The sequence below is a fragment of the Mesorhizobium sp. M0207 genome, from assembly GCF_040321995.1.
Classification (GTDB): domain Bacteria; phylum Pseudomonadota; class Alphaproteobacteria; order Rhizobiales; family Rhizobiaceae; genus Mesorhizobium.
In genome coordinates, this window is sequence record NZ_JAMYSQ010000001.1 from 33,043 (window position 1) to 58,910 (window position 25,868).

The 25,868-nt window shown below is 63.6% G+C and carries 22 protein-coding genes; 12 read left to right on the forward strand and 10 right to left on the reverse strand.

The features are described from left to right. Positions 1 to 63: 63 nt before the first annotated feature. Together rhaI and NKJ15_RS00210 are read right to left on the reverse strand one after the other, a co-directional pair. On the reverse strand, positions 64 to 1,356 hold the full coding sequence (gene rhaI, locus NKJ15_RS00205) for an L-rhamnose catabolism isomerase (protein WP_352470137.1): 1,293 nt from the start codon (positions 1,354 to 1,356) through the stop codon (positions 64 to 66). A 125-nt stretch (positions 1,357 to 1,481) separates the two neighbouring features. Further along, positions 1,482 to 3,584, reverse strand: a complete 2,103-nt coding sequence (locus NKJ15_RS00210; RefSeq protein ID WP_352613935.1) for a bifunctional rhamnulose-1-phosphate aldolase/short-chain dehydrogenase — start codon at positions 3,582 to 3,584, stop codon at positions 1,482 to 1,484. Positions 3,585 to 3,771: 187 nt separating this feature from the next. Here NKJ15_RS00210 and NKJ15_RS00215 point away from each other — a divergent pair, with 187 nt between their 5' ends. The 7 genes from NKJ15_RS00215 (at position 3,772) to NKJ15_RS00245 (ending at position 10,913) form a co-directional block, all read left to right on the forward strand. Then, a complete protein-coding gene (locus tag NKJ15_RS00215) occupies positions 3,772 to 4,581 on the forward strand; it encodes a DeoR/GlpR family DNA-binding transcription regulator (protein WP_023677380.1) in 810 nt (269 codons plus the stop codon). 55 nt (positions 4,582 to 4,636) lie between these two features. Continuing rightward, positions 4,637 to 5,632 (forward strand): rhamnose ABC transporter substrate-binding protein, encoded by a 996-nt coding sequence (gene rhaS, locus NKJ15_RS00220; RefSeq protein WP_352541324.1) that lies wholly within the window; start codon positions 4,637 to 4,639, stop codon positions 5,630 to 5,632. Positions 5,633 to 5,715: 83 nt separating this feature from the next. Next, positions 5,716 to 7,257, forward strand: a complete 1,542-nt coding sequence (locus NKJ15_RS00225; RefSeq protein WP_352685301.1) for a sugar ABC transporter ATP-binding protein — start codon at positions 5,716 to 5,718, stop codon at positions 7,255 to 7,257. Next, complete coding sequence (locus NKJ15_RS00230) at positions 7,254 to 8,231, forward strand: ABC transporter permease (protein WP_352501720.1); 978 nt, start codon at positions 7,254 to 7,256, stop codon at positions 8,229 to 8,231. Before NKJ15_RS00225 ends, NKJ15_RS00230 begins: the two co-directional genes overlap by 4 nt. Continuing rightward, on the forward strand, positions 8,228 to 9,229 hold the full coding sequence (locus tag NKJ15_RS00235) for an ABC transporter permease (RefSeq protein ID WP_352501719.1): 1,002 nt from the start codon (positions 8,228 to 8,230) through the stop codon (positions 9,227 to 9,229). Before NKJ15_RS00230 ends, NKJ15_RS00235 begins: the two co-directional genes overlap by 4 nt. Next, the gene (gene rhaM, locus NKJ15_RS00240; protein ID WP_352470130.1) at positions 9,229 to 9,546 is read left to right on the forward strand and encodes an L-rhamnose mutarotase; all 318 of its coding nucleotides are present in this window, start codon (positions 9,229 to 9,231) and stop codon (positions 9,544 to 9,546) included. Before NKJ15_RS00235 ends, rhaM begins: the two co-directional genes overlap by 1 nt. Beyond that, the gene (locus tag NKJ15_RS00245; RefSeq protein WP_352813659.1) at positions 9,543 to 10,913 is read left to right on the forward strand and encodes an FGGY-family carbohydrate kinase; all 1,371 of its coding nucleotides are present in this window, start codon (positions 9,543 to 9,545) and stop codon (positions 10,911 to 10,913) included. The genes rhaM and NKJ15_RS00245 overlap by 4 nt, the downstream gene beginning before the upstream one ends. Before the next feature lie 36 nt (positions 10,914 to 10,949). On the opposite strand, the gene NKJ15_RS00250 is transcribed toward NKJ15_RS00245, so the two are convergent. Beyond that, positions 10,950 to 12,200, reverse strand: coding sequence for a D-amino acid dehydrogenase (locus NKJ15_RS00250; protein WP_352813661.1), 1,251 nt, complete (start codon positions 12,198 to 12,200; stop codon positions 10,950 to 10,952). A gap of 43 nt (positions 12,201 to 12,243) precedes the next feature. Beyond that, positions 12,244 to 13,239, reverse strand: a complete 996-nt coding sequence (gene galE, locus NKJ15_RS00255; protein ID WP_352813663.1) for a UDP-glucose 4-epimerase GalE — start codon at positions 13,237 to 13,239, stop codon at positions 12,244 to 12,246. Between the two features lie 265 nt (positions 13,240 to 13,504). On the opposite strand from galE, the gene hemA reads away from it, so the two are divergent. Continuing rightward, positions 13,505 to 14,782 carry a 5-aminolevulinate synthase gene (gene hemA, locus NKJ15_RS00260; protein ID WP_352613927.1) on the forward strand — a complete coding sequence of 426 codons (1,278 nt, stop codon included), beginning with the start codon at positions 13,505 to 13,507 and terminating at the stop codon, positions 14,780 to 14,782. Between the two features lie 151 nt (positions 14,783 to 14,933). Here the strand turns inward: hemA and NKJ15_RS00265 are convergent, their stop codons facing one another. Further along, complete coding sequence (locus NKJ15_RS00265) at positions 14,934 to 16,100, reverse strand: pyridoxal phosphate-dependent aminotransferase (protein WP_352488243.1); 1,167 nt, start codon at positions 16,098 to 16,100, stop codon at positions 14,934 to 14,936. A gap of 111 nt (positions 16,101 to 16,211) precedes the next feature. Beyond that, on the reverse strand, positions 16,212 to 16,634 hold the full coding sequence (gene mscL, locus NKJ15_RS00270; RefSeq protein ID WP_352577002.1) for a large conductance mechanosensitive channel protein MscL: 423 nt from the start codon (positions 16,632 to 16,634) through the stop codon (positions 16,212 to 16,214). A 232-nt stretch (positions 16,635 to 16,866) separates the two neighbouring features. Between mscL and NKJ15_RS00275 the strand changes: the two genes are divergently transcribed. Continuing rightward, a complete protein-coding gene (locus NKJ15_RS00275) occupies positions 16,867 to 20,355 on the forward strand; it encodes a PAS domain-containing hybrid sensor histidine kinase/response regulator (RefSeq protein ID WP_352813664.1) in 3,489 nt (1,162 codons plus the stop codon). 3 nt (positions 20,356 to 20,358) lie between these two features. Here the strand turns inward: NKJ15_RS00275 and NKJ15_RS00280 are convergent, their stop codons facing one another. Continuing rightward, a complete protein-coding gene (locus NKJ15_RS00280) occupies positions 20,359 to 21,021 on the reverse strand; it encodes a response regulator (RefSeq protein ID WP_473556440.1) in 663 nt (220 codons plus the stop codon). Positions 21,022 to 21,140: 119 nt separating this feature from the next. Continuing rightward, positions 21,141 to 21,572: a hypothetical protein gene (locus NKJ15_RS00285; RefSeq protein ID WP_352613925.1), complete on the reverse strand. Its 432-nt coding sequence runs from the start codon at positions 21,570 to 21,572 to the stop codon at positions 21,141 to 21,143. A gap of 126 nt (positions 21,573 to 21,698) precedes the next feature. Between NKJ15_RS00285 and NKJ15_RS00290 the strand changes: the two genes are divergently transcribed. Then, a complete protein-coding gene (locus NKJ15_RS00290) occupies positions 21,699 to 22,049 on the forward strand; it encodes a DUF952 domain-containing protein (protein WP_352613924.1) in 351 nt (116 codons plus the stop codon). Continuing rightward, positions 22,046 to 23,122, forward strand: a complete 1,077-nt coding sequence (locus NKJ15_RS00295; RefSeq protein WP_352813666.1) for a quinone-dependent dihydroorotate dehydrogenase — start codon at positions 22,046 to 22,048, stop codon at positions 23,120 to 23,122. Before NKJ15_RS00290 ends, NKJ15_RS00295 begins: the two co-directional genes overlap by 4 nt. A 3-nt stretch (positions 23,123 to 23,125) precedes the next feature. On the opposite strand, the gene NKJ15_RS00300 is transcribed toward NKJ15_RS00295, so the two are convergent. Then, positions 23,126 to 24,550: an MATE family efflux transporter gene (locus NKJ15_RS00300; RefSeq protein WP_352814096.1), complete on the reverse strand. Its 1,425-nt coding sequence runs from the start codon at positions 24,548 to 24,550 to the stop codon at positions 23,126 to 23,128. Positions 24,551 to 24,600: 50 nt separating this feature from the next. On the opposite strand from NKJ15_RS00300, the gene NKJ15_RS00305 reads away from it, so the two are divergent. Further along, positions 24,601 to 25,503, forward strand: a complete 903-nt coding sequence (locus tag NKJ15_RS00305) for a histone deacetylase family protein (RefSeq protein WP_352813668.1) — start codon at positions 24,601 to 24,603, stop codon at positions 25,501 to 25,503. Between the two features lie 4 nt (positions 25,504 to 25,507). Here NKJ15_RS00305 and NKJ15_RS00310 read toward each other — a convergent pair whose 3' ends face one another. Beyond that, positions 25,508 to 25,771, reverse strand: a complete 264-nt coding sequence (locus tag NKJ15_RS00310; protein ID WP_023677362.1) for a DUF6460 domain-containing protein — start codon at positions 25,769 to 25,771, stop codon at positions 25,508 to 25,510. Between the last annotated feature and the right edge of the window lie 97 nt (positions 25,772 to 25,868).

A 25,868-nucleotide genomic window follows, 5' to 3' on the forward strand; every position in this document is an offset into this window, starting at 1 on the left:
AACAATCGCGATTGATTCGCACCGACGACCCGCCTTAGGCGGGTTTTCGTTTTTCAGCCAATATCAAACAATCCCGCCGCCGACGCTCGCCACCGCCGGCCGTTCGGCTGCGACCTTCGCCCGGTAGCCGGCGGCGCGGTAGGCGGCGACCGGATCGATGGCGCCGCCGGTCTTCAGCCGCGCCATGGCAAGGATAGGCTCGACGTCGGTGCGATAGGCTGTCTTCAGCGTCTGCGTCGCCATCAGCGCGTCATTAGCGTCCTGGAAGCCTTCGAGCGCCTTGCGGTCGACCAGCAGCGCCTGCGCATAGGCGCGCTGCACCTCGACCGCCGACAACATCAGGCTTTCTATCGGATCGGTGACGTTATGGCTCTGGTCGAGCATGTGGGCCGGATCGAAACCTTCGGCACCGGCAAGCTCGGCATCGACCAGTTCATTGAAGACGAGGAACAGCCGGTAGGGATCGATCGAGCCGGCGTCGAGATCGTCGTCGCCATATTTCGAATCGTTGAAATGGAAGCCGCCAAGTTTCTTGAACTGGATCAGTCGCGACACGATCATCTCGATGTTGACGTTGGGGGCGTGATGGCCAAGGTCGACCAGACAGAACGCCTTGTCGCCAAGCTCGTTGGCGATGATGTAGTTGGTGCCCCAATCCTGCACGACGGTCGAATAGAAGGCCGGCTCGTACATCTTGTGCTCGGTGAACAGTTTCCAGCCGTCCGGCAGTCCGGCATAGATCTCCTTCATCGCGTCGAGATAGCGCTCGAATGCCTTGGCGAAATTGACCTGGCCGGGAAAGTTCGAGCCGTCACCGATCCATACCGTCAGCGCTTTGGAGCCCAGCGTCCTGCCGATCTCGATGCATTCGAGATTATGCTCGACCGCCTGCCGGCGTGTCGCTGCATCGGCATGCGACAGCGAGCCGAATTTATAGGAAAGTTTTTGGTCCCTGGCGTCGGAGAAGGTGTTGGAGTTGATGGCGTCGAAGCCGAGGCCGAAGCGGGATGCCGCCTGCTTCAGCCGGTTCGGATCGGCCTTGTCCCAGGGAATATGCAGCGAGACGGTCGGCGTCGCCTGCGTCAATTGCCGGATGACGGCGCAGTCCTCGATCTTGTCGAAAATATCACGCGGCTCTCCGGCGCCGGGAAAGCGGGCAAAGCGGGTGCCGCCGGTGCCGACGCCCCAGGACGGGATGGCGACGGCGAATTTCTCGACCTTGTCGCGGATGGCGTCGATGGCGATGCCGCGGCGGTCGAGGCGCTCGCCGAGGGACTCGTAGTCGCGCTTGAGATTGGCGTTGCGCGCGGCATTATCTTTCTCGACAACATCGGCGGAGATGATGGTTTCGGACACTAAAGTTTCCTCCCAAATGCGTTCGGTTGGCGCTGCCCCTCATCCGCCTGCCGGCACCTTCTCCCCGTATGGTAACGGGGAGAAGGGTAAAGCTCCGGCGTCGGCGCCAACCCTCAAACGACTGCTTATCGCGTAAAGCTCTGTGCGTTGCCGGCGTCGACGTTGATGATGTTACCGGTCGATTTGGCCGACATATCGGAGGCGAAGAAATAGATCGCCTCGGCGATGTCTTCGGGGAACACCGACCGCTTCAGCATCGAACGCGAGCGGTAGTGCTCCTCGAGATCGTCGGTCGACATCTTGTAGGCGGCGGCGCGCTGTTCCTTCCATTCGCCGCTCCAGATCTTCGAGCCGCGCAGCACGGCGTCGGGGTTGACGACATTGACCCTGATCTGCGCTTCCGCGCCTTCCAGCGCCAGGCAGCGTGCCAGATGGATTTCGGCGGCCTTGGCAGTGCAATAGGCGGCGGCGTTTGGCGATGCGGCAAGCCCATTCTTGGAGGCGACGAAGACGACGTTGCCGCCGATCTTCTGCGCCCGAAACAGCCGGAACGCCTCCCGCGAAACCAGGAAATAGCCGGTCGACAGGATGTCCATGTTCTTGTTCCACAGCGTCAGCGTGGTGTCCTCGATCGGCGCCGAGGAGGCCAGGCCGGCATTGGAGACCAGAATATCGATGCCGCCGAATTCGACCGCCGTTTCGGCAAAGCCGGAGATCACCTGATCCTCGGACGTGACGTTGATGACTACGGGCCGCACGAAATCCTTGCCATAGGCCTTGGCAAGCTCGTCATTGGCGCCGGCAAGGGCTGCTTCGTCGATATCGGCCAGCACGACGCACGCGCCCTCGCGCAGCAGCCGGTTGGCGGTGGCCCGGCCAATGCCGCCGGCGCCGCCGGTGACCAGCGCAATCTGGCCGGCAAGAGCCTTTGGTTTCGGCAGGCGCTGCAGCTTTGCCTCTTCGAGCAGCCAGTATTCGATGTCGAAGGCTTCCTGGTCGGGCAGGCCGACATAGGTCGAGACCGTCGAGGCACCGCGCATGACGTTGATGGCGTTGACGTAGAACTCGCCCGATATGCGCGCCGTCGCCTTGTCGCCGGCGAAGGTGAACATGCCAACGCCGGGCATCAGATAGACGACGGCGTTCGGATCGCGCACCGGTGGCGAATCCGCGTGCTTGCAGCGGTCATAATAGGCCTGATAGCCGACGCGATACTCCGCCACATCATCGGCAAGACGGGCAATGACGGCATCGACGTCGGGATTTTGGGGGTCGAACTCGATGACGAGCGGCCGGATCTTGGTTCGCAGGAAGTGGTCCGGGCAGGACGTGCCGAGTGCCGCCAGCGGCCGCAAATCCCTGGAATTGACGAATTCGAGCACGGCAGGGGAATCGTCGAAATGGCCGAGCTTGTGGCTGTTCTCCGAGATCAGGCCACGGATCCTCGGCATCAGTTTTGCGGCCGCGGCGCGACGCGCAGGCGCATCGAGGGATTTGACGACTTCGCCGCCGAAAATCGGCTTGCCCTGGCTCTTGCGCTCGAACCAGTCGATCGCCTGGTTGATCACCGAGATCGTCGTCTCGTAGCATTCCTTCGGCGTGTCGCCCCAGCTGAACAGGCCATGACTGGCCAGTACGACACCCTTGGCTTCGGGGTTTTCGCGGCAGAATTTCTCCAGCCACAGGCCGAGCTCGAAGCCCGGACGTTTCCATGGCAGCCAGCCGATCGTGTCGCCGAAGATCTCCTTGGTCAGCGCCTGCGAATCCTTGGCGGCGGCAATGGCGATGATGGCATCGGGATGCATATGGTCGACAAAAGGCTTCGGCACGAAGGCATGCAGCGGCGTGTCGATGGAAGCCGCGCGCGGGTTGAGGTTGAAGGTGCAATGGGGCAGATAGCCGACCATCTCGTCTTCATGTTCGAGGCCGCGATAGAGACCTTTCAGCGCGCGCAATTTGTCCATGTAGAGCGTGGCGAAGCCGTCGAGCTTGATCGAGGCGCTGTCGCCGCCCGAGCCCTTGACCCACAGCACTTCCACGCTCTCGCCGGTGAGCGGATCGTTTTGCCAGATCTTGGAGGAGGTGTTGCCGCCGCCATAATTGGTGACGCGCTTGTCGGAGCCAAGAACATTCGAGCGATAGACCAGACGTTCGGGCTCGCTCATTGCTTGCGCTTTTGCGTCATCCCAAAGATTGGCGAGGCGCGTGCCGGAGCGCTTGTCGAGCATAGGTATCCTCCCTTTGGGACACGCAAACGGCGCGGGTCCCTTTTGTACGAATTTCTACGCAAGCAGCGGCCTTGTCAATCACAAACGATCAATATCAGTCATATTGCATTGCACAATGAAATTATCTGATCGGAAATGATTGACACTGCGCGCTTTGGGTGACTAGATGCTCCGGCAGGGAGGAACCATGCACGAGAAAGAGCGCCACAGGATCATTCTGTCCGCCGTCCAGGAAAAGCCTGTGGTGACGGTGCAGGAGATGGTCGACCTGACGGAGTCGTCGGAGGCGACGATCCGGCGCGACATCGCGGCATTGCATGTGCAAAAGCGGCTGCGCCGGGTGCGCGGCGGCGCCGAGGCGCTTTCGCCGCCGCAGTTCATCGGCCTTGCCGGCCGGCCCTTTTCCGTCAACGAGACCATCAACGCTTCGCAGAAGCGGGCAATCGCGCGGGAAGCCGTGGATCTGTGCAAGGACGGCGAGCCGATCATCATCAATGGCGGCACCACCACCTTCCAGATGGTGCATTTCCTGACCGGCCGCCGCATGCCGATCTTCACCAATTCCTTCCCGATCGCGGAGCACTTGCTCAGGCACTCCAAGAACACGGTGATGCTGTCGGGCGGCACCATCTACCGCGAGCAGAACATCATCCTGTCGCCGTTCGACAATGACGTGACGCGCAATTTCTACGCGCGCCGCATGTTCATGGGCGCGCAAGGGCTGGGGCCGCTCGGTCTTATGGAAGGCGACCCGCTGCTGATCCAGGCCGAGCAGAAACTGATCGACCAGGCAGACGAATTGGTGGTGCTGGTCGATTCCTCGAAGTTCCGCAAACGCTCGAGCCTGATCCTGTGCGGCCTGTCGCGCATCGCCACGGTGATCACCGACGACGCCATCGAGGATCGCGAAGCCAAGATGCTGGAGACCGCCGGCGTGACGCTGATCATCGCCCGCACAACGGCAACCAACAAGGAAGAATCTTCGCTGCAGGCCTGAGAACCACTCACGCCCGCAGCGGCGATGGAATGCAACGCTCAAGGGAGGATATTCGATGAGCTTTCTGAAGAAATTGATGGTTACGGCGGCGTTCTCCGCCGCCATGTTCGTGAATGCCGCCTACGCCGAAAACGTCAAGATCGCGCTGGTGGTGAAGTCGCTCGGCAACGGCTTCTTCGACGCCGCCAACAAGGGCGCCGAAGAGGCGGCCAAGGAACTCGGCGATGTCGACATCATCTACACCGGCCCGACCAAGGCGACCGCCGAAGCGCAGATCGAAGTGGTCAATTCGCTGATCGCCCAGAAGGTCGATGCCATCGCCATTTCGGCGAACGACGCCGACGCGCTGGTGCCAGTGCTGAAGAAGGCGATGCAGCGCGGCATTACCGTCATCTCGTGGGATTCAGGCGTCGCGCCGGAAGGACGCCAGCTTCACCTCAACCCCTCCGATACCAACCTGATCGGTGAGACCATCATCAAGCTGGCCGCCGACTACCTGCCGGAAGGCGGCGATGTCGCCATCCTGTCGGCTTCTTCGACCGCGACCAACCAGAATGCCTGGATCGACGCCGCCAAGAAGGTGCTGCCGGAGAAGTTCCCCAAGATCAAGCTCGTCGCCACCGTCTATGGCGACGACGACTCGGCCAAGAGCACGGACGAAGCCAAGGGCCTGCTGAAGTCCTATCCGAACCTCAAGGCGATCATCGCACCGACCACGGTCGGCGTCGTTGCCGCCGCGCAGGTGGTGACCGATGAAGGCCTGATCGGCAAGGTCAACGTCACCGGCCTGGCGCTGCCGTCGGAGTTCAAGAAGTTCATCGACAATGGCGCCAGCCAGGCGGTTGCGCTGTGGAACCCGATCGATCTCGGCTACTCCGCCGTCTACCTCGCCCACGACCTGGCGGTGAAGAAGGAAGAGGCCAAGCCCGGTGCTACGCTGTCGATCGGCCGCGTCGGCAAGGTCACGCTCGACGACACCAACTCGGCTGCGATGGCTCCGCCCTTCCAGTTCGACAAGTCGAACATCGAAAAGTTCTCCAAGATCTATTGATCCTGGGACCTTCGAAACGGTGCGGCGGGGCTCAGGTTCCGCCGCGCTTTCAAACGAACCTTGCTACAGGGCTTGATACGATTATGGACACGACAGCCCAGCACGAAGTGGCACATGAAGCGCCTTTGTCATCCGGACCGCGCCTGACGCTGTCCGGCATCTCGAAAAGCTTTCCCGGCGTGCGGGCGCTGCACAATGTCGGCCTGTCGCTGTATCCCGGCCAGGTAACCGCGCTGATCGGCGAAAACGGCGCCGGCAAGTCGACGCTGGTCAAGATCATGACCGGCATCTACCAGCCGGATGCTGGCACGATCAGCATCGACGGCCAGCCGGTCACACTGCCCAGCGCCCACGCCGCGTTCGGGCATGGCATCACCGCCATCCACCAGGAAACCGTGCTGTTCGACGACCTGACGGTGGCCGAAAACATCTTCCTCGGCCATGCGCCGCGCACGCGTTTCAAAACCATCGACTGGCGCACCATGCGCAAGAATGCCCGCGAGGTGCTCGACACGATGGGCGCCGGCCATATCGACGCCGACGCCAGGCTGAAGGATCTCGGCATTGCCAACAAGCACCTAGTCGCGGTTGCCCGCGCCATGTCCATCGACGCGCGGATCGTCATCATGGACGAGCCGACGGCAGCGCTTTCGATGAAGGAGATCGAAGAGCTTTTCCTGCTGATCGAATTCCTCAAGAGCGACGGCAAGGCGATCCTGTTCATCAGCCACAAATTCGATGAGATCTACCACATCGCCGACCGCTATACCGTGTTCCGGGACGGCGAGATGGTCGGCGAAGGCCTGATCAAGGACGCCGGCCAGAGCCAGATCGTGCGCATGATGGTCGGCCGCTCGGTCGATCACATCTTTCCGCAGCGCAAGGCCGAGATCGGCGCGCCGGTGCTGGCCGTCTCCGGCCTGTCGCACCCGACCGAGTTCGACGACATAGGCTTCGAGCTGCACAGGGGCGAAATCCTCGGCTTCTACGGCCTTGTCGGCGCCGGGCGCAGCGAGGTGATGCAGGCGATATCAGGCATCACCCGCACCAGCGGCGGCACGATCACGCTGGAGGGTAAGGCAATCGCGCCGAAATCGGCGGCGGATTCGATCGACGCCGGCATCGTCTATGTGCCGGAGGAGCGCGGCAAGCAAGGCGTGGTGATCGGCCTGCCGATCTTCCAGAATGTCTCGCTGCCCTCGCTCAAACGGACATCCAAGTCCGGCATATTGCGGCTGGCCGAAGAGTTCGCGCTGGCCCGCTCCTACACCGAGCGGCTCGATCTGCGCGCCTCCTCGCTCAGCCAGGACGTCGGCACGCTGTCGGGCGGCAACCAGCAGAAGATCGTCATCGCCAAATGGCTGGCGACCGCGCCCAAGGTGATCATCCTGGACGAGCCGACCAAGGGCATCGACATCGGCTCGAAGGCGGCCGTGCACGGCTTCATGGCCGAGCTCGTCGCGCAAGGCCTGTCGGTGATCATGGTGTCGTCCGAATTGCCGGAAATCCTCGGCATGTCGGACCGCGTCGTGGTTATGCGCGAGGGCCGCATTGCCGCGGTCTACGACAATAAAGGGCTCGACGCCGAAACCTTGGTCAGGACGGCAGCGGGGATCGCGGCATGAAGGCTCTTCTCAAACATCGCGAGGTCTGGCTGCTGGCGGCAATCGCCGTGCTGATCGGGCTGATCTCCACGCGGTTTCCAGGTTTTGCCGATCCGGCCAACCTGCGCCAGGTGTTCAACGACACGTCGATCCTGATGATCCTGGCGCTCGGCCAGATGGTCGTCATCCTGACCCGCTCGATCGACCTGTCGATGGCTTCAAATCTCTGCTTCACCGGCATGGTGGTGGCAATGCTGAACGCCGCGCATCCGGCGATCCCGATCCCGCTGCTGATCGTCATCGCACTTCTGGTCGGCCTGGTGCTCGGCGCCATCAACGGCCTGCTGGTATGGCGGCTGAACATTCCCTCGATCGTGGTAACGCTCGGCACCCTCACCATCTACCGCGGCGCCACGTTCGTCATTTCAGGCGGCGCGTGGGTCAACGCCGACCAGATGAGCGCTGAGTTCATCGGGTTGCAGCGCGCGGCTTTCCTCGGCATTCCGGTTCTGTCCTGGATCGCCCTGCTGGTCATTGCATTGTTTTTCCTCGTGATGACGCGCACCGCGCTCGGCCGCTCGATCTATGCCATTGGCGTCAACCCGACCGCATCGGTCTATGCCGGCATCGATGTCGGCCGGACGAAATTCATCGTCTTCTGCATCTCGGGGATGATCGGCGGCCTCTGTGGCTATCTGTGGATCTCGCGCTACGTCATCGCCTCGGTCGAGGTCGCGAATGGCTATGAGCTCAATATCATCGCCGCCTGCGTCATCGGCGGCATTTCGATCGCCGGCGGCATCGGCTCGGTCGGCGGCGCCGTGCTCGGCGCGCTGTTCCTCGGCATCATCTCCAACGCACTGCCGGTGATCAACATCTCACCCTTCTGGCAGATGGCGATTTCAGGCAGCGCCATCATCCTGGCCGTGGTGCTCAACGCGCGCGGCGAACGCCGGCAAGGCCGCATCATTCTCAAAAAGGCGGAAGCGGCATGACCGATACCCCTGCCCCACGCCACATTCCCGATCGGCTCGACAAGCCGTTCACCGCGGCGGTCTTCTCCTGGGAGGCGCTGCTCGTCGCGGTGGCGGTCGCCATCTTTGCCATCAACAGTTTTGCCTCGCCCTATTTCCTCGACCCATGGTCGCTGTCGGACCTGACCTTCAACTTCACCGAAAAGGCGCTGATCGCGCTGGCCATGGCGCTGCTGATCATCTCCGGCGAAATCGACCTGTCGGTGGCCGCCATCATCGCGCTGGCGTCAACAATGATGGGCATGGCGGTGCAGGCCGGCGCCGGCACGCCTGAACTGGTGGCAATCGGCCTCGTCGTCGGGCTCGGCTGCGGCGCCTTCAACGGACTGCTCGTCACCAGGCTCGGCTTGCCGTCGATCGTCGTCACCATCGGCACGATGAGCCTGTTTCGCGGCATTGCCTTCATCATCCTCGGCGACCAGGCCTACAAGGGCTATCCCGCGAGCTTCGCCTTCTTCGGCCAGGGCTATGTCTGGTGGGTGGTGTCGTTCGAACTGACGCTTTTCCTGATCGCGGCAGTCGTCTACTGGTTCCTTCTGCACCGGACGAGCTTCGGCCGCCGGGTCTTTGCCATCGGCAACAACCCGGTCGCGGCGCAGTTTTCCGGCGTACGCGTCGGCCGTATCAAATTCATCCTGTTTTGCCTGACCGGCCTGATGGCGGGCATCGCCTCGGTGCTGATCACATCGCGGCTCGGCTCGACCCGGCCGTCCATCGCACAGGGCTACGAGCTGGAAGTCATCACCATGGTGGTGCTTGGTGGCGTCAGCATCCTGGGCGGGGCCGGCAGCATAGTGGGCGTCGTGCTCGCGGCCTTCATCATGGGGCTGGTGACCTTCGGCCTCGGCCTGCTCAATGTGCCAGGGATTGTTATGTCGATCTTCATCGGCCTGCTGCTGATCATCGTCATCGCGCTGCCGATCCTGTGGCGGCGAGTACGGCGGGAGCGCTTTGCCTGATGCCGGAGAAATACGCGTTCAAGATGAAGCTCAATCCGGGCATGAAGGCCGAATACAAGAAGCGCCACGACGACATCTGGCCGTCGCTGGTCGCGCTGCTCAAGCAGGCCGGTATCTCCGATTACTCGATCCATCTCGACGAAGAGACCAACACCTTGTTCGGCGTGCTGTGGCGCCGTGACGACCACGGCATGGACGAATTGCCGAAGCATCCGGTGATGCAGCGTTGGTGGGCCGAGATGGCGGACATCATGGAGACCAAGCCGAACAACGAGCCGGTGGCGGTGCCGCTGGAAACAATGTTCCATATGGAATGACCCGCCACGTCGCCGTCATCGATATCGGCAAGACCAACGCCAAGGTGGCGCTGGTCGATCTTGCCGCAGCAAGCGAAGTCACGCTGCGCAGGATGGTGAACGAGCCGGTTCGGCAAGGCCCATACCCGCACCATGACGTCGAGCGGTTATGGGCGTTTATCCTTGGCAGCCTGGCCGAGATCGACTGCGAGCAGCGCATCGATGCGATATCGATCACCACCCATGGCGCAACGTCCGTGCTGGTCGACGCATCAGGCGAACTGGCGCTGCCGGTGCTCGACTACGAATTCGATGGTCCGGATGCCTTTGCCGGGGACTATGACACGATCCGTCCGGCGTTCTCCGAGACCGGCACGCCGCGCCTGCCGGCCGGCCTCAATCTCGGCGCGCAGCTGTTCTGGCAGCAGAAGCGCTTTCCGGCGGATTTCGCCAGAACCGCCGCGATCCTGATGTATCCGCAATACTGGGCCTTGCGCCTGACCGGCGTCGCCGCCAGCGAGGTGACTTCGCTCGGCTGCCACACCGATCTGTGGAACCCGTGGAAAGCGGATTTTTCGTCGCTGGTCGACCGGCTGCAATGGCGCCGGCTAATGGCGCCGGTGCGGCAGGCCAAGGACCGCCTCGGGCCGATCCTGCCCGCGCTTGCGACACGGACCGGGCTCGACCCGCAAACGCCGGTGTTTTGCGGCCTGCACGATTCCAACGCCTCGCTGCTGCCACATCTCCTGTCCGACCGACCGCCTTTCTCCGTGGTCTCGACCGGCACCTGGGTGGTGTCGATGGCGGTTGGCGGCAACAAGATCGCGCTCGACCCGGCCCGCGATACGCTGGTCAATGTCAACGCGCTCGGCGATCCCGTGCCGTCGGCGCGCTTCATGGGTGGCCGCGAGTTTTCCGTGCTGACCGAGGGCCAATCGGAGAACTGGACGGAAGACGATGTTGCCACGGTGCTGGCGCGCAAGACGTCCCTATTGCCCTCGACCCAACAGGGTTCGGGCCCGTTTCCGCATCATACCGCATCATGGCTTAACGCGGACGGTATGAGCGTCGGCCAGCGCTTTGTCACCATCTCGTTCTACCTGGCGCTGATGACCGCGACCTGCCTCGACCTGATCGGCGCGGACGGTCCAACCATCGTCGAAGGACCCTTCGCCCGCAACCGGCTGTTCACCCGCATGCTGGCTGCGGCGACGGCGCGTGGCGTCATCGCCTCCGAGGCCGCCACCGGCACCGGTATCGGCGCCGCCTTGCTGGCGTCGGACCAGGGGACACCGCAAGGCAGAGGCGAAAGGACCGAACCGTCGGCCGATCCACTCTGGACAAGTTACGTGCGCTCCTGGCGTTCAGCGGTCGACGAACGAGCCTGACCGCCGAGCTCATGGCGCCCTGATGTCCGGAGATGCCTAGCCCGCATAGAGCAATCCTTGCGGGTCGATCTCCGGCTTGCGGCCGGCGACCACATCGGCAAGGAACTTTCCCGAGCCGCAGGCCATGGTCCAGCCGAGATGACCGTGGCCGGTGTCGAGGTAGAGATTGTCGTACCGCGCCCGGCCGATGACCGGCACAGAGTTCGGCATCATCGGGCGAAGTCCAGCCCAGAGCTCGGCCTTGCTCTCGTCGAAAGCGCCGGGGAACAGGTCCTTGGCGGTGTTCAGGATCGAGTTGAAATCGCGTGGCTTGAACGTGCGGTCGAACCCGGTGAACTCCGCCGTCGAGGACATCCGCAGCCGATTTCCCAGCCTGGAATAGCCGATCAGCCGGTCCTCGTCGGCGCCACCCATGATCGGCCCCTTGCTTTCATCTTCCAGCGGAACAGTCACGGTATAGCCCTTCACGGGATAGACGGGCAGATCGATGCCGTAGCGGCGGCCGAGCAGACCGCTCTCCGGCCCCATGGAAATGACCACTGCGTCACCTGCCACCGGGCCGGCCGAGGTCATCACGGCGCGCACCCGATCGCCGTCGATGTCGAGGCCTTCGACCGTGGTGCCGTAGAGGAATTGGACGCCGAGTTTCTCGGCGGCATAGGCAGCGAGGTTCTGCGTGAATTGACTGGAGTCGCCGGTCTGGTCGATCGGCGAATAGACGCCGCCGGCTATCTTGTCCTTGGCGCCGGCAAGGCCGGGCTCGAGCTCGACCAGCCGGTCGCGGCCGACGATCTCGATCGGCAGGCCGTGTTCGCCGAGATAACGATAATTGTCGGTGCCGGTATCAAAGCTCTGCTGCGAGCGGAAGAAATAGAGAATGCCTTTCTTGCGCTCGTCATAGTGGATGCCGGTTTCGGCGGAGACGGCGTTGATGCAGTCGCGCGAATAGAGCGCCAGACGCAGCTTGACGTCGGTGTTGGCGCGCATGCGCTTATGCGTGCACTGGCGCAGGAAGCGCAGGCTCCAGGCGAAAAAATACGGATCCAGGCGCAGCCGCACCTTGATGCCGAGATCGTGGTTGTAGAGGCCGCGCAGGAACGTCTTCAGCGCGGCGGGCGAGGCCCAGGCGGTGGCATCCCCGGGCGACACCAGGCCGGCATTCGACCGGCTGGTGCCGCGTGCCGCCGCCGGATGGCGCTCGATCACCGTCACCTCATGGCCGTCGCTGGCCAGATAAAAGGCCGCCGCCGTACCGACGACGCCGGCCCCAAGCACCAGGATTTTCATTCCGCCCCCAGCCCGCTGAACCAACCTTTGCGGAGAGCCCACTTCACCCCAGAGCCGAATTCTTGCTGGTCAGGATGCGCTCCCAGGCAAGCGCATCGGCAACGATCTGGTCGAGGTTGTCGCGCTGCGGGGTCCAGCCGAGCTCGCCGCGCGCCAGCTCCGAATTGGCGACGACCGCGGCGGCGTCGCCGGCGCGGCGATCGCCCATCCGCACGTCGAAATCATGGCCGAAGACGCGGCGGACGCTGTCGATGACCTCGAGCACCGAATACCCGTGGCTGTAACCACAATTGGCGACCAGGCTCGATCCGCCGGCACGCAGCCGCTGAAGCGCCAGCCGATGCGCCGCCGCCAGGTCGCTGACGTGGATATAGTCGCGCATGCAGGTACCGTCCGGCGTCGGATAGTCGGTGCCGAACACCTGCATGAAGGGGCGCTTGCCGAGCGCCGTCTCGCAAGCGACCTTGATCAGATGCGTGGCACCGGGCGTCGACTGGCCGGTGCGGCCCTTCGGATCGGCGCCGGCGACGTTGAAATAGCGCAGCGCCGTATAGCGCAACCCATGGGCAATTGCCGCGTCGCGCAGCATCCATTCACTCATCAGCTTGGACAGGCCATAGGGCGATTCCGGCGCAAGCCGGGCATCCTCGCGCACCGGCTCCAGGCCGGCGCCGCCATAGACGGCGGCGGTCGAGGAAAAGATGAAATTGGGCACGCCTTCGCACACCGCGGTCTCGATCAAGGTGCGCGTGTTGCAGGTGTTGTTCTCGTAATAGGCAAGCGGGTCAGCGACCGATTCGGGGACCACGATCGAGCCGGCGAAATGGATGATCGCGTCGATCTTATTGTCGCGAATGATCGAAGCGACCAGTTCCCTGTCGGCGACGTCGCCGACGACGAGCTTTGCTTCCGGGGCCACCGCCCATTCAAAGCCGGTAGAAAGCCGGTCGAGGACGACGACGCTGTCGCCCGTGTCCAGCAATTCCCAGACCATATGGCTACCGATATAGCCGGCACCGCCTGTCACCAAAACCGTCATCCGCATCCTCGCTATTTATGATTTATCGGAACTGTCTCAATCGTCGCCGTACTGGAAAATCCGCCGCCAGGCCATTAAAACCTGCGGTAACCAGTCTCATCGGCGCGTGGCATTGTCCTGAAACAAGATTGATCCACATCAAGGGAATAGGCCACGTTCCGTGGTCGTTAGGAACAGGCTCGGGGCGTGGCATTTTGACCAAAAAGGCCAGGTGGACGACGAATGGGCCAATGACTATGATCCCGCGCAAAACTGGGAAGGCGACATGAATTATCAGCGGTTTTTCGAGGAAGCGATCGACCAGCTCCATGCGGAGCGTCGCTATCGCGTCTTCGCCGACCTTGAGCGTATCGTCGGGAAATTCCCACGCGCCATCTGGCGCGCCAATGGCCGCGCCGAGGAAATCACCGTCTGGTGCTCCAACGACTATCTCGGCATGGGCCAGCATCCCGACGTCATTGCCGCGTTCCAGAAGGCGGCAGGCAAGATGGGGTCGGGGGCCGGCGGCACCCGCAACATCTCCGGCACCAGCAACCCGCTGGTCGAGCTCGAACTGGAGCTTGCCGACCTGCACGACAAGGAAGCGGCACTGGTTTTCACCTCCGGCTTCGTTTCCAACGAGGCGTCGATCTCGACCATTGCAAAGCTGCTTCCCAATTGCCTGATCATCTCGGACGAGCTCAACCACGCTTCGATGATCGAGGGCGTGCGGCGCTCAGGCGCCGAGAAGAAGATCTTCCGCCATAACGACGTCGCGCATCTCGAAAGCCTGCTGCAGACGGCCGGCCGCGAGCGCGCCAAGCTGATTGTCTTCGAGAGCGTCTATTCGATGGACGGCGACATCGCGCCGATCAAGCAGATCGTCGATCTCGCCGAGCGCTACAACGCCATGACCTACATCGACGAGGTCCACGCCGTCGGCATGTACGGGCCGCGCGGCGGCGGCATCACCGAGCGCGAAGGGCTGGCCGACCGCATCGACATCATCGAGGGCACGCTGGCCAAGGCGTTCGGCACGCTTGGTGGCTACATCGCCGGCACCAGCGCCGTGATCGACGCGGTGCGCTCCTATGCGCCGGGCTTCATCTTCACCACGGCGTTGCCGCCGGCGATCGCTGCCGCGGCAACCACCTCGATCCGCCATCTCAAGCGCTCGCAGGCCGAGCGCGATGCGCAGCTGCGTCAGGCGACGCGGACCAAGCAAGTGCTGGCCGCGGCCGGCCTGCCGGTGATGGAGTCGCCTACCCACATCGTGCCCCTTCTGGTCGGCGATCCCGAGCTCTGCAAGATGGCCAGCGACCGCCTGCTCGGTGTGCACGGCATCTACATCCAGCCGATCAACTACCCGACAGTGCCGCGCGGCACCGAGCGGCTGCGCATCACGCCGACACCGTTCCATTCGGACGCGTTGATTGCGTCCCTGCAGGACGCGCTGGTCGAGACATGGGATGCGTTGGGGATTCCTTACGGTTCGGCGGGCCGACCGTCGGTCGCCAAGAGCGACCGCGTCATTCCGTTGCTGGTGCCGAAGTCGGGCGGCTGAAGCCCGTTTGAAACTCTACTCCGGCGGCCATCTGACGCGGCTTTCTGCGCTTCCGGTGCTCACGGACCCAAATGTCCGCTGCGCTCCGGTTCTCGAAACCCACGCCAGCTGACTCGCCGGAGCGAGTTTGAACTCGGGGCTTCGAGGCAGCTCACATATTCTTCATCCATTTCGCCAGCCGGTGCGCGGCTTCCTCGAGCTGGTCGAGACGGCGGTGGAAGCATAGCCTGAGAAAGGATTCGCCGCCGGGGCCGAAGGCGGTGCCGGGAGCCAGGCCGACATTGGCGCGGTCGACCATGTCGAAGGCGGCAGCGCGGGAATCGGTGATGCCGTCGACCGCGAAGAACAGATAGAATGCGCCCTGCGGCACGGTGAACCGCGCCCTGCCGGTTTCGGCGAGAATGCCGCACACCAGGTCGCGCGCCGCCCTCGCCCGCTCCACCTGCTCGACGATGAAGGCGTCGCCCTCATCGAGGGCAACGACGGCGCCGCGCTGCATGAACTGCGCAACGCCGGACGTCGAATACTGGACCAGGTTCTCGAACACCTGCTGCAAGGCGGGATGGATCTTGATCCAGCCGATGCGCCAGCCGGTCATCGCCCAGTTCTTGGAAAAGGAATTGACGAACAGGATGCGATCCTCATCGGCCATGATGTCGATGAAGGACGGCGCGCGACTATCGCCGTAATGAAACAGCGAATAGATCTCGTCGGCGATGATCCACAGGCCCCTTTCGCGGGCAAGGTCGAGGATCGCCTGCAGCGTCTCCTTGTCGGCGGTCCAGCCGGTCGGGTTGGACGGCGTGTTGACGAACAGCGCCTTGGTCCGCGGCGTGATCGCGGCTGCGATCTTGTCGACATCGCAGGACCAGCCATTGCCCGACTGGTCGAGCGTGACCGCGACCGGCACGGCGCCGGCGACGCCGGCGGCGGCGGCGAAGTTCGGCCATGCCGGCGACAGGTAGACGAGTTCGTCGCCCTTGCCGGCCACCGCGTCGATGGCCATCTGGATGGCATGCATGCCGGAGCCGGTGACGATGAATTCCTCGTTGGCGAAAGTCTTGCCGAAATGCCTGGTGTAGTAGCGGGCGAGTGCCTGCCTGAGTTCGGGAATGCCCCGCTGCCAGGTGTAGAAGGTTTCACCGCCGGCGAGTGCCTTGGCGGCGGCATCAGTGATGAAGGCAGGCGTCGGCAGGTCGCCCTCGCCGGCCCAGAGCGGGATCATGCCGTCGCGGCCGCGGCCACGGTTCATGACGGCGACAATGCCGCTTTCAGGCGCCGCCCGCGCTTCGGCGCGCAGAGTATCGATCAGGGTCATGGATGGGTCCGTTTTCGTTTGCTCGACTGCTAGCGTGTTTCAGGGCGGACGAAAACAGAAAACCCCGGCCGCAGGCGACCGGGGTTTTGGTCCAGAAAGTTGCCGCAGGCGCTATTTTCTGGCGAGGAGATCGCGAATTTCGGTGAGCAGCGCGACGTCGGCCGGTGGCGGGGCAACCGGGGCGGCCGGTTTCTCGCGCTCCAGCCGCTGGCGCAGATTGTTCACCGCCTTGACCATCAGGAAGATGATGAAGGCGAGAATGAGAAAATTCAGCGCCACGGTGATGAAACTGCCATACGCAAAGACCGCGCCCTGCTTCTTTGCGTCGGCCAGCGATGTGGCGTTGACGGCTGAAGACAAGGGCAGAAAGTAGTTGTTGAAGTCCAGTCCGCCGAAAATCGCCCCGATAATCGGCATGATGATGTCGTTGACCAGCGAATCGACGATCTTGCTGAAGGCAGCGCCAATGATGACGGCGACGGCCAGGTCCATCACATTGCCCCTGGAAATGAATTCCTGAAATTCTTTCAGCATTCGACCCTCCTTGTCCTGACCGGCCGTGCTGCCGTCCACGCCTCGGCATCGACCGGTCGGCAGAATAGCAAAAACCTGCGGTTGCGACAGGCGCAAAGACGTGTTTCCCCGGCCTGGATTGCGCGAAGCCACAGCCATAATGCGCCGAAAGCCGCGATGGACTTGATCGCCAAGCTGTGATTGCGTCTGCAAGGCCGGATGAAAAAACCGGCGCAGGGAGGAAGTTCGAGGCGTGCAGGGCTGGTTCATCGTCATCATCGCGATCGCCTATGTGACGTTGCTGTTTGCTATCGCCAGCCTGGGCGACCGGCGCTCGACGTCATCGGGGCCTGGCCGCGCCCGGCCCTTCATCTATGCGCTCAGCCTCGCCATCTACTGCACCTCCTGGACCTTCTTCGGCTCGGTCGGGCTGTCCTCCGAGCGCGGCCTGGAGTTCCTCGGCATCTATATCGGACCGGTGCTGGTGTTCGTGTTCGGCTTTCCGCTGCTGCAGCGCATCGTCAGGCTGGCCAAGACCGAGAAGATCACCTCGATCGCCGACTTTCTCGGCGCCCGCTACGGCAAGAGTTTTGCTGTCGCGGCGATCGCCACACTGATCGCGACCATCGGCGCGGTGCCCTATATGGCGCTGCAATTGAAGGCGATCTCGGGCTCGGTCAGCCTGATGGTCGAGCACTATACCGGCTCGCCGCCGTCGTTCGATCCGTTCGTCAGCGACATCTCGCTGGTCGTTGCCATGCTGCTGGCGCTGTTTGCGGTGCTGTTCGGCACGCGCCACGCCGATGCCACCGAGCACCAGGACGGGCTGGTGCTGGCGGTGGCAGTCGAAACCGTGGTCAAGCTCGCCGCCTTCCTGGCAATCGGCCTGATGGTCATGTTCCTGATCTTCGGTGGGCCAGGCGACATGTTCGACCGGCTCGCCGAAAACACGCAGGTGCGCCAGGCGATGGGCTACAACACCTCGCTCGCCACCTGGCTGGTGCTGACATGCCTGAGCGGCTTTGCCATCCTGATGCTGCCGCGCCAGTTCTATGTCACCATCGTCGAGAACCGCAGCGAGGCCGAGCTGCGCACCGCGACATGGGTGTTTCCGCTCTATCTGGTGGCAATCAACCTGTTCGTGCTGCCGATCGCGCTGGCCGGCCTGGAACTGGTCGGCCCCAGGACCAGCAGCGACCTTTACGTGCTGTCGCTGCCGCTGTTCAGCGGCCACGACGTGCTGGCCATGGCCGCCTTCATCGGCGGGCTGTCGGCGGCGACCGCAATGGTGATCGTCGAAAGCGTCGCGCTGTCGATCATGATCTCCAACGACCTGGTCATTCCGCTGTTCGTGCGCCGGCTGCTGCGGACCACGACATCCGAGAACGAGGACTGGTCGACGCTCATCCTCAATGTACGCCGGGCGGCGATCTTCATCATGCTGTTCATCGCCTTTCTCTACTACCGCGAGAGCACCAATAGCGCGCGGCTGTCCTCGATCGGCCTGATGTCGTTCGCCGCGATCGCGCAGTTCGCGCCGGCAATGATCGGCGGCCTGATCTGGCGCGGCGCCAACGGAAGGGGTGCCGCACTTGGCATGGTCGCCGGCATCGTCGTCTGGAGCTATACGCTGCTGCTTCCCTCGCTCGTCGCGCCCGATACCGGCATCCTCGTCCACGGCCTGTTCGGCTTCGATGCATTGCGGCCGCAGGCTCTTTTCGGCACCGTCGCCGAGCCGCTGAACCATGGCGTGCTGTGGAGCCTGTCGATCAACACGATTTTTTTTGTGTTCGGCTCGCTGTCGCGCGCCTCCGTGCCGCTGGAACGCATCCAGGCATCGATCTTCGTGCCGCGCGAGGCGGGGCCGCTGCCGAGCCTGCGCCGCTTCCGCACCACCATAACCGTCAACGACCTCAAGGACACGATCGCGCGCTATCTCGGTGTCGAACGCACCGAGCGGTCATTTCAGTCGTTCGAAAAGAGCGGCGGCACTTCACTGCACGGCAACGAACAGGCCAGCATGGATGTCATCCGCTTCTCCGAGCAGCTTCTGGCCAGTGCCGTCGGCTCCTCTTCGGCGCGGCTGATCCTGTCGCTACTGCTGCGCCGCAACGACCGCGAATCCAAGGACGCCTTCCGCCTGCTCGACGACGCCACGGAGGCGCTGCAGCACAATCGCGATCTGCTGCAGATCGCACTCGACCAGATGGAACAGGGCATCACTGTCTTCGACCGCGATTTCCGGTTGATTTGCTGGAACCGCCAGTACCGGGCGCTGTTCGACCTGCCCGACGAGATGGGCCAGGTCGGCGTCTCACTCGATCGTATCCTGCGCCACCTTGCCGAGCGCGGTGACATACCGGCAGACCAGCGCGTCACCATGCTCAACCGCCTGACCAGCTTCGTCAGCCCATGGCAGATGGAGCTGAAGACCAGCGGGCGCATCCTGGAATTGCGCTCCAATCCGATGCCGGACGGCGGCATCGTCGCCACCTACGCCGACATCTCTGGACGCGTCGAGCAGGATCTGGCGCTGAAGCGCGCCAACGAATCCCTGGAACAGCGAGTGAAGAGCCGCACCGCCGAGCTCACCCGCGTCAATGAGGAGCTGGCGCAGGCGCAGATGCTGGCCGAGGAGGCCAATCTCGGCAAGACCCGCTTCCTCGCTGCCGCCGGCCACGACATCCTGCAGCCGCTGAACGCCGCCCGCCTCTATTGCTCGTCACTGATCGAGAAGACTGGCAAGGGACCTGCCGGCAAGGCGGCGATGAACATCGAATCGTCGCTGGAATCGGTCGAGACCATCCTCGGCGCGGTGCTCGACATTTCGCGCCTCGATGCCGGCGCGATGAAGCCGGACGATACGAGCTTCGGCCTCGACGGGCTGCTGCGCCAGATCGGCAACGACTTCCGGCCGCTTGCCGCCGAAAAGAAGCTCGAACTCTCGATCATGCCGTCGTCGCTCAGCGTCATGACGGACCGCAATCTGCTGCGCCGGCTGATCCAGAACCTGGTCTCAAACGCCATTAAATACACGCGCCATGGCCGCATCCTGGTCGGCGTGCGGCGGCGCGGCGAATTGGCCGAGATCCAGGTTATCGACACCGGCATCGGCATTGCCGGCGACAAGCTCAACACCGTGTTCCGCGAATTCACCCGGCTCGACGAGGGCGCACGCGAGGCGGAAGGCCTCGGCCTTGGGCTCTCCATTGTCGACCGCATCGCCCGCGTCCTGCGCCTCGAAATCCGGATCTTCTCCAACCCAGGCAAGGGCACACGCTTTTCCGTGTTGCTGCCGGTGGTGGCCGTGCAGGCACCGCGGCGCGAGGCCGAGGCGAAGCCGCCTGCCCGTGCCGCGGCCTCGCTTGCCGGGCTCCATGTGCTCTGCATCGACAACGACGCCCGCATCCTCGACGGCATGCGGCTGCTGCTCGAGGGTTGGGGCTGCAGCGTCGACACGCTTTCCGGCGCGGAGGATCTCGAGAGGTCCGGCATGCATCGGCCGGACATCGTGCTTGCCGACTATCATCTCGACAACAGGACCGGCCTCGAATTGATCGCCCAGTTGCGTGCGATCCATGGCGAGGACTTGCCGGCCGTGCTGGTCACCGCCGACCGCTCCAGCGAGGTTCGCGCCGCTGCCGGCAGGCTCGACGTGCCGGTGATCAGCAAACCACTGAAACCGGCAATGCTGCGCTCGATGATGGCCAGGGTCAGGCCGCTGGCGTCGGCGGCCGAATAGGAATCAGCCGGCCGTCTGCAGCGGGTCGCTGCCGATTTTGGACAAAAGGATCACCGCCTGCGTGCGGCTGTCGACGCCGAGCTTCTGCAGGATGGCCGAGACATGCGCTTTGATCGTCGCTTCGGAGACCCCGAGCTCATAGGCGATCTGCTTGTTGAGCAGTCCCTCAGCCAGCATGCCGAGCACGCGCGTCTGCTGTGGAGTCAGCGCTTGCAGGCGCTTGATCAGGTCGGAAATCTCGGGATCGCGCTCGACACCGAGATCGACCCCGGCGGGTGCCGCGATGTCACCTGCGAGCACCGACTGCACCGCATTGCGGATCTCCTCCATGCTGGCCGATTTGGAGATGAAGCCGGAGGCGCCGAGATCGAGCGCGCGCCGGATCGTCACCGGATCGTCATGCGCCGAGACCACCATCATCGGCACCGCCGGATGGATGCCGCGCAGCGAAATCAGGCCGGAAAGACCGCTTGCCCCCGGCATCGAGAGATCGAGCAGCACCAGATCGACATCCTCATTGGCCAGGACCAGCGCCTTGGCGCTTTCGAAATCGCCGGCCTCGTGAATGGCGGCAACGTCTCCGATGCCCGCGAGTGCCTCCCTCAATGCACCGCGAAAAAGCGGATGATCGTCGGCAATGACGAATGTGTAGCCCAACGGTGATATCCCTCCCCGACTCCCATTGGCGATGTTCCGCCTTGCAGGATCTGAACGATTGTAACGCTACGCCTGCCGTCCGGCGTGGGCGGCTTGCTATTCCCGCCCCAGGTCTTTTTGCGAATTGCCTAGGTCTTTTGCGAATTGGGCTTGGCGCCGTCTTCGTCCTTGTCCATGTCCTTGACGATATCCATGAAGCTGCGCAGGAAGCGCTCCATGTAGCCCATCGTCTTGTTGAAATCCTCCTCGCTGGGCAAAGTCGATTCGAAACGGGCGGCAAGCGAATTTTCGAGCTTGGCGACGCGTTCGTCGAGCGCCTTCACCGAACTTTGCAGCCGGTCGACCTCGCCCTGGAAGGCGGCGCGCTCGTCGGCCGCCATCTTGCAGACGAGCTGGCCGGAACGCTCCTCGCAGAGCGACATGGCGCCGGTTTGCGTATCCATGCGGACATAGCCATTGGCCGATTTCTCCAACCGGTAGCGATCGGCTTCATCGGAAAAGGCCGACGCCGCGACAAGCGACACCAGTGCTGCGGGGATCAAGACGTGTTTCAGACGCATGTTTTCCTCCATGAGCCAGTCAGCGCAATCTATCACAGTTTGCGCCTGAAATGGGGACGAACCTGAAATGGGGAAGAACACGGGCCTGCCCTTCCCCGCGTGGTCGGTTCGGACTATAGCGCAACTATGTCCGAGATCATCTACAAGATAGTTCCCGAGGTGCTGTGGCGCGAGGCTGAAAGAGAAGGCCGCTTCACCGGCGCGCCTATCGACGTCGCCGACGGCTTCATCCATTTTTCCACCGCCGGGCAGGTTCGGGAAACGGCGGCCAAACATTTCGCCGGCCAAAGCCGGTTGCTGCTGGTCGCCGTCGATAGCGCGCGCCTCGGCGATGCGCTGAAATATGAGGTCTCGCGCGGCGGCGCCCTGTTCCCGCATCTCTATGGCGGGCTCGGCCTCGATGCGGTCGTTTCGGTGCAGGCATTGCCGCTCGGCGCTGACGGCCGGCATGAATTCCCGGCGCTGGAGGCCGAATGAGCGCGTTCGACCGGATCGGCCAGAAACTGCTGTTCACGCTCGATCCGGAAACCGCGCATGGGCTGTCGATTGCCGCGCTGAGATGCGGGCTGCCGGTCGCCGGTCGTCCGCCGCAGGACAACAGGTTAAAGGTCAGCCGTTGCGGGCTCGATTTCCCGAACCCGCTCGGCATGGCCGCGGGTTACGACAAGAATGCCGAAGTGCCGGACGCGCTGCTCGGCCTCGGCTTCGGCTTCGCCGAGGTCGGCACGATCACGCCGCTGCCGCAGACGGGCAATCCAAAGCCACGCATCTTCCGGCTGCCTTCGGAGGGGGCGGTGATCAATCGGCTGGGCTTCAACAATGAGGGCCACGCCGCCGCGGAGAAGCGCCTTGCCGCCCGCAAGGGCCGCCCCGGCATCGTCGGGATCAACATCGGCGCCAACAAGGACAGCGCCGACCGCGTCAGTGATTATGAGCGCGGCATGATCCGGTTCGCGCGATATGCCAGCTATCTGACGATCAATATCTCCTCGCCGAACACGCCGGGCCTGCGCAACATGCAGGCGCGCGACCAGCTTGGCGAGCTCCTGTCGCGGGTCATGGCTGCGGGTGCGGCGGCACCGGCAAAACCGCCCGTCTTCCTCAAGATCGCCCCGGACCTGGTCGAGCCCGAGCTTGAGGACATCGCCGCCGAGATCAGCGACAAGCAAATGGACGGCGTCATTGTCTCCAACACCACGATCGCGCGATCCGGCCTGCGCAGCGCCGGCCTTGCTGGCGAGGCCGGCGGGCTTTCGGGGAAACCCTTGTTCGAGCGCTCGACCATCGTGCTGGCAAGGATGCGAAAACTGCTTGGCCCGGATCCCACTATCATCGGCGTCGGCGGCGTTGATTCCGCCGAGACGGCGTTGGAAAAGATCCGCGCCGGCGCCGATCTCGTGCAGCTCTACACCGGCATGATCTATGCCGGGCCCGCGCTGCCGGGGCGCATTCTTTCCGGCATGGCCCGTTTCATGGACAGTCAAGGGCTGAAGTCGCTGCGCGAGCTTCGCGACAGCCGCCTCGATCACTGGGCGGCGAAACCGCTTTAGCGATCAGTTAAAGGCTGTGCGCGCCCGCAGCCGCAATATGGCGAGCAGGCTGAAGCCGCGTACCAGCAGGAAGACATGCAACGCCGCCCACAAGCCGTGATTGCCGAATGCCGGCGCCAGAATCAGCAGCGCGGCGCTGAACGACAGGAACGACACCAGCATCATGTTGCGCATGTCGCGCGACCATGTTGCGCCGATGAAAATCCCGTCCATCTCGAAAGCCAGCGCGCCGCTGAGCGAGGTGAACGCCGCCCAGGGCAGGTAGATGTCGGCAATGGCGCGGACGTCTGTCGCGGTCGTGATCAGGGCGACGAGATCGGCGCCCTCCAGCAGGAAGAAGAGCGTCGCCGCGCCCGCCAGCCCGAGCCCCCAAAGCAGCGTCAGCCGCACCGCCTGATCAAACGCCGTGGCGGCACGGGCGCCGATGGCGCGCCCGGCGAGCTGTTCGGCAGCGGTGGCGAAACCATCGAGGAAATAGCCGGCAACCAGGAAGAGGTTCATCAGCACGGCGTTGGCGGCCAGCGTCAGAGTGCCGAATTGTGCGCCTTGGCGCGTGAACAGCGCGAAGGCGGCGAGCAGCGAAAAGGAGCGGATCATGATATCGCGATTGAGCGACATCATGCGCAGGAATGCCGGCAGATCGAGGACGCGGTGGCGCGGCAGCCTGGGCGCCGCCCAAAAGCGCCGGCCGACAATGGCGAGACCCAGCAGCATGGCGACGAATTCGCCGGTGACCGTTGCCCAGGCAACGCCGGCAACGCCCCAGCCGAGCTCCAGGCCAAGCAGGAAGCAGAGGGCGATGTTGATGCCGTTCAGTATCAATTGCAGGATCAGCCCGAGCCCGCCCTCGCCGCGCCCAAGCACGTAACCGAGGATGGCGTAATTGATCAGCGAGAACGGTGCCGCGAGCATCCTGATGCGGATATAGACGTCCATCGCCGCGCTGACGCGCGGCTCGGCGCCGATGAACCATTGCCCGGCGGTGGAGACCAGCGGCGCAAGCGCGGCAAGGACGACGCCGGCGACGACCGCGATCAGCACGGCGCGCCAGAACACCGCCTGCTCCTCCAGCGCATCGCCGCGCCCGAAGGCCTGGGCGACGAGGCCGGTGGTGCCGGAGCGCAGGAAGTTGAAGGTGGTGAAAACGACGTCGAAGATCAGGGCGCCGGCCGCCAGGCCGCCGAGAAGGGCGGCGTCGCCGAACTGCCCAACCACCGCCGTGTCGACAATTCCGAGCAACGGCGTCGTCAGATAGGCAAGCGTCATCGGCACGGCGATGGCGAGCACCGAGCGGTTGGTGACGACGAAGGCCCTGGCTTCGGTGGTGTGGGCTTCGATGGGTAAAGCCTGCTCCAAACGCGTGTTGCTTCCTGTTGCGGCTTGATCGGCCAGCCGATGTGCCCCAGTTTGCGGACCTCGCGCAACCATCCACCCCGTTATGTTCAACCGAAATCCGCCTCTGGCGCACCGGCCGCCCCATGCCCCTGCAGATCGTTCATCATCCCGACTACGACGCCGGCTTCGCCGTCAACCACCGCTTCCCGATGAGCAAATATCCGCGGCTGATGGATGCGTTGCGGGCACGCGGCCTGGCGCAGCCCGAAGCGCTCAACATGCCGGAGGCGGCGCGGCCATCATGGCTGAAGCTTGCCCACGCGGCAGACTATGTCGACCAGGTGCTTGCCTGCAAAGTGCCGGTGGCGATCGAGCGCGAGATCGGCTTTCCCGTCGGACCGCGGGTTTCGCTGAGGGCGCAGCTCGCAACGGCCGGCACGGTGCTGGCAGCGCGGCTAGCGTTGCTGAACGGCATCGCCTGCAACACCGCCGGCGGCAGCCATCATGCACGGCGCGCGCAAGGCGCCGGCTTCTGCACCTTCAACGACGTAGCCGTTGCCGCGCTGGTGCTGCTCGCCGAAGCTGCTGTCCAAAACATTCTGGTCGTCGACCTCGACGTGCATCAGGGCGACGGCACGGCGGATATCCTGAACGACGAGCCGCGCGTGTTTACCTTCTCCATGCATGGCGACCGCAACTACCCCGCGCGCAAGATCGCCTCCGATCTCGATGTCGCCCTGCCCGACGGCGCCGGCTATGCAGCCTATCTGGAGCGGCTGGACGCCATCCTGCCGGAGCTGTCGGCGCGAAGGCGCTGGGACCTCGTCTTCTACAATGCCGGCGTCGATGTCCATGTCGAGGACCGGCTCGGCAGGTTGTCGCTCACGGATGACGGGCTGCGCGCCCGCGACGATATGGTGATCCGCCATTTCCGCACGCTTGGCATACCGGTATGCGGCGTTATCGGCGGCGGCTATTCGACGGATGTCGCAGCACTTGCTGCACGGCACGCCATCCTGTTCGAGGTGGCGGCGGGCTACGCCTGAAAATTCACTTCCGGTAGTTAGCGATCCTGAGCAGGATGAAGGCCGGCACGACGATCGCGGCACCGAGCAGGATGTAGCCGAGAAAGCGGTCGATGGCGTGGAAGCCCAAATTCCACAGGTCGATGAAGAATTTGCGAATGCCATAAAGCACATCCATCGGCGACCAGCCGAAGGCATTCATGACCAGCCCGACGAGGAACGACACCACAAGCAGCTTCAGGATCACCCGGAGCGGCGTATCGCCGAGAAAGCGGTTCAGTGCGGACAAGCCTGTCTCCACAGTCGGGTGCCGCGATTCGGGCACATGCCTAGAAATACGCAGTTGATAGCCCTGCATCAAGCCGAGCCCTCAAACCGGATTGCGC

Coding starts and splice junctions, on each gene's coding strand:
- NKJ15_RS00210 (WP_352613935.1), bottom strand. CDS start 3,584: ATGCTCGACAAGCGCTCCGGCACGCGCCTCGCCAATCTTTGGGATGAC.
- NKJ15_RS00250 (WP_352813661.1), bottom strand. CDS start 12,200: ATGAAAATCCTGGTGCTTGGGGCCGGCGTCGTCGGTACGGCGGCGGCC.
- NKJ15_RS00290 (WP_352613924.1), top strand. CDS start 21,699: ATGTCCGAGATCATCTACAAGATAGTTCCCGAGGTGCTGTGGCGCGAG.
- NKJ15_RS00235 (WP_352501719.1), top strand. CDS start 8,228: ATGACCGATACCCCTGCCCCACGCCACATTCCCGATCGGCTCGACAAG.
- NKJ15_RS00245 (WP_352813659.1), top strand. CDS start 9,543: ATGACCCGCCACGTCGCCGTCATCGATATCGGCAAGACCAACGCCAAG.
- NKJ15_RS00285 (WP_352613925.1), bottom strand. CDS start 21,572: ATGCGTCTGAAACACGTCTTGATCCCCGCAGCACTGGTGTCGCTTGTC.
- rhaS (WP_352541324.1), top strand. CDS start 4,637: ATGAGCTTTCTGAAGAAATTGATGGTTACGGCGGCGTTCTCCGCCGCC.
- NKJ15_RS00300 (WP_352814096.1), bottom strand. CDS start 24,550: ATGGTTGCGCGAGGTCCGCAAACTGGGGCACATCGGCTGGCCGATCAA.
- NKJ15_RS00225 (WP_352685301.1), top strand. CDS start 5,716: ATGGACACGACAGCCCAGCACGAAGTGGCACATGAAGCGCCTTTGTCA.
- galE (WP_352813663.1), bottom strand. CDS start 13,239: ATGACGGTTTTGGTGACAGGCGGTGCCGGCTATATCGGTAGCCATATG.
- NKJ15_RS00305 (WP_352813668.1), top strand. CDS start 24,601: ATGCCCCTGCAGATCGTTCATCATCCCGACTACGACGCCGGCTTCGCC.
- rhaM (WP_352470130.1), top strand. CDS start 9,229: ATGCCGGAGAAATACGCGTTCAAGATGAAGCTCAATCCGGGCATGAAG.
- NKJ15_RS00265 (WP_352488243.1), bottom strand. CDS start 16,100: ATGACCCTGATCGATACTCTGCGCGCCGAAGCGCGGGCGGCGCCTGAA.
- NKJ15_RS00230 (WP_352501720.1), top strand. CDS start 7,254: ATGAAGGCTCTTCTCAAACATCGCGAGGTCTGGCTGCTGGCGGCAATC.
- hemA (WP_352613927.1), top strand. CDS start 13,505: ATGAATTATCAGCGGTTTTTCGAGGAAGCGATCGACCAGCTCCATGCG.
- NKJ15_RS00215 (WP_023677380.1), top strand. CDS start 3,772: ATGCACGAGAAAGAGCGCCACAGGATCATTCTGTCCGCCGTCCAGGAA.
- mscL (WP_352577002.1), bottom strand. CDS start 16,634: ATGCTGAAAGAATTTCAGGAATTCATTTCCAGGGGCAATGTGATGGAC.
- NKJ15_RS00295 (WP_352813666.1), top strand. CDS start 22,046: ATGAGCGCGTTCGACCGGATCGGCCAGAAACTGCTGTTCACGCTCGAT.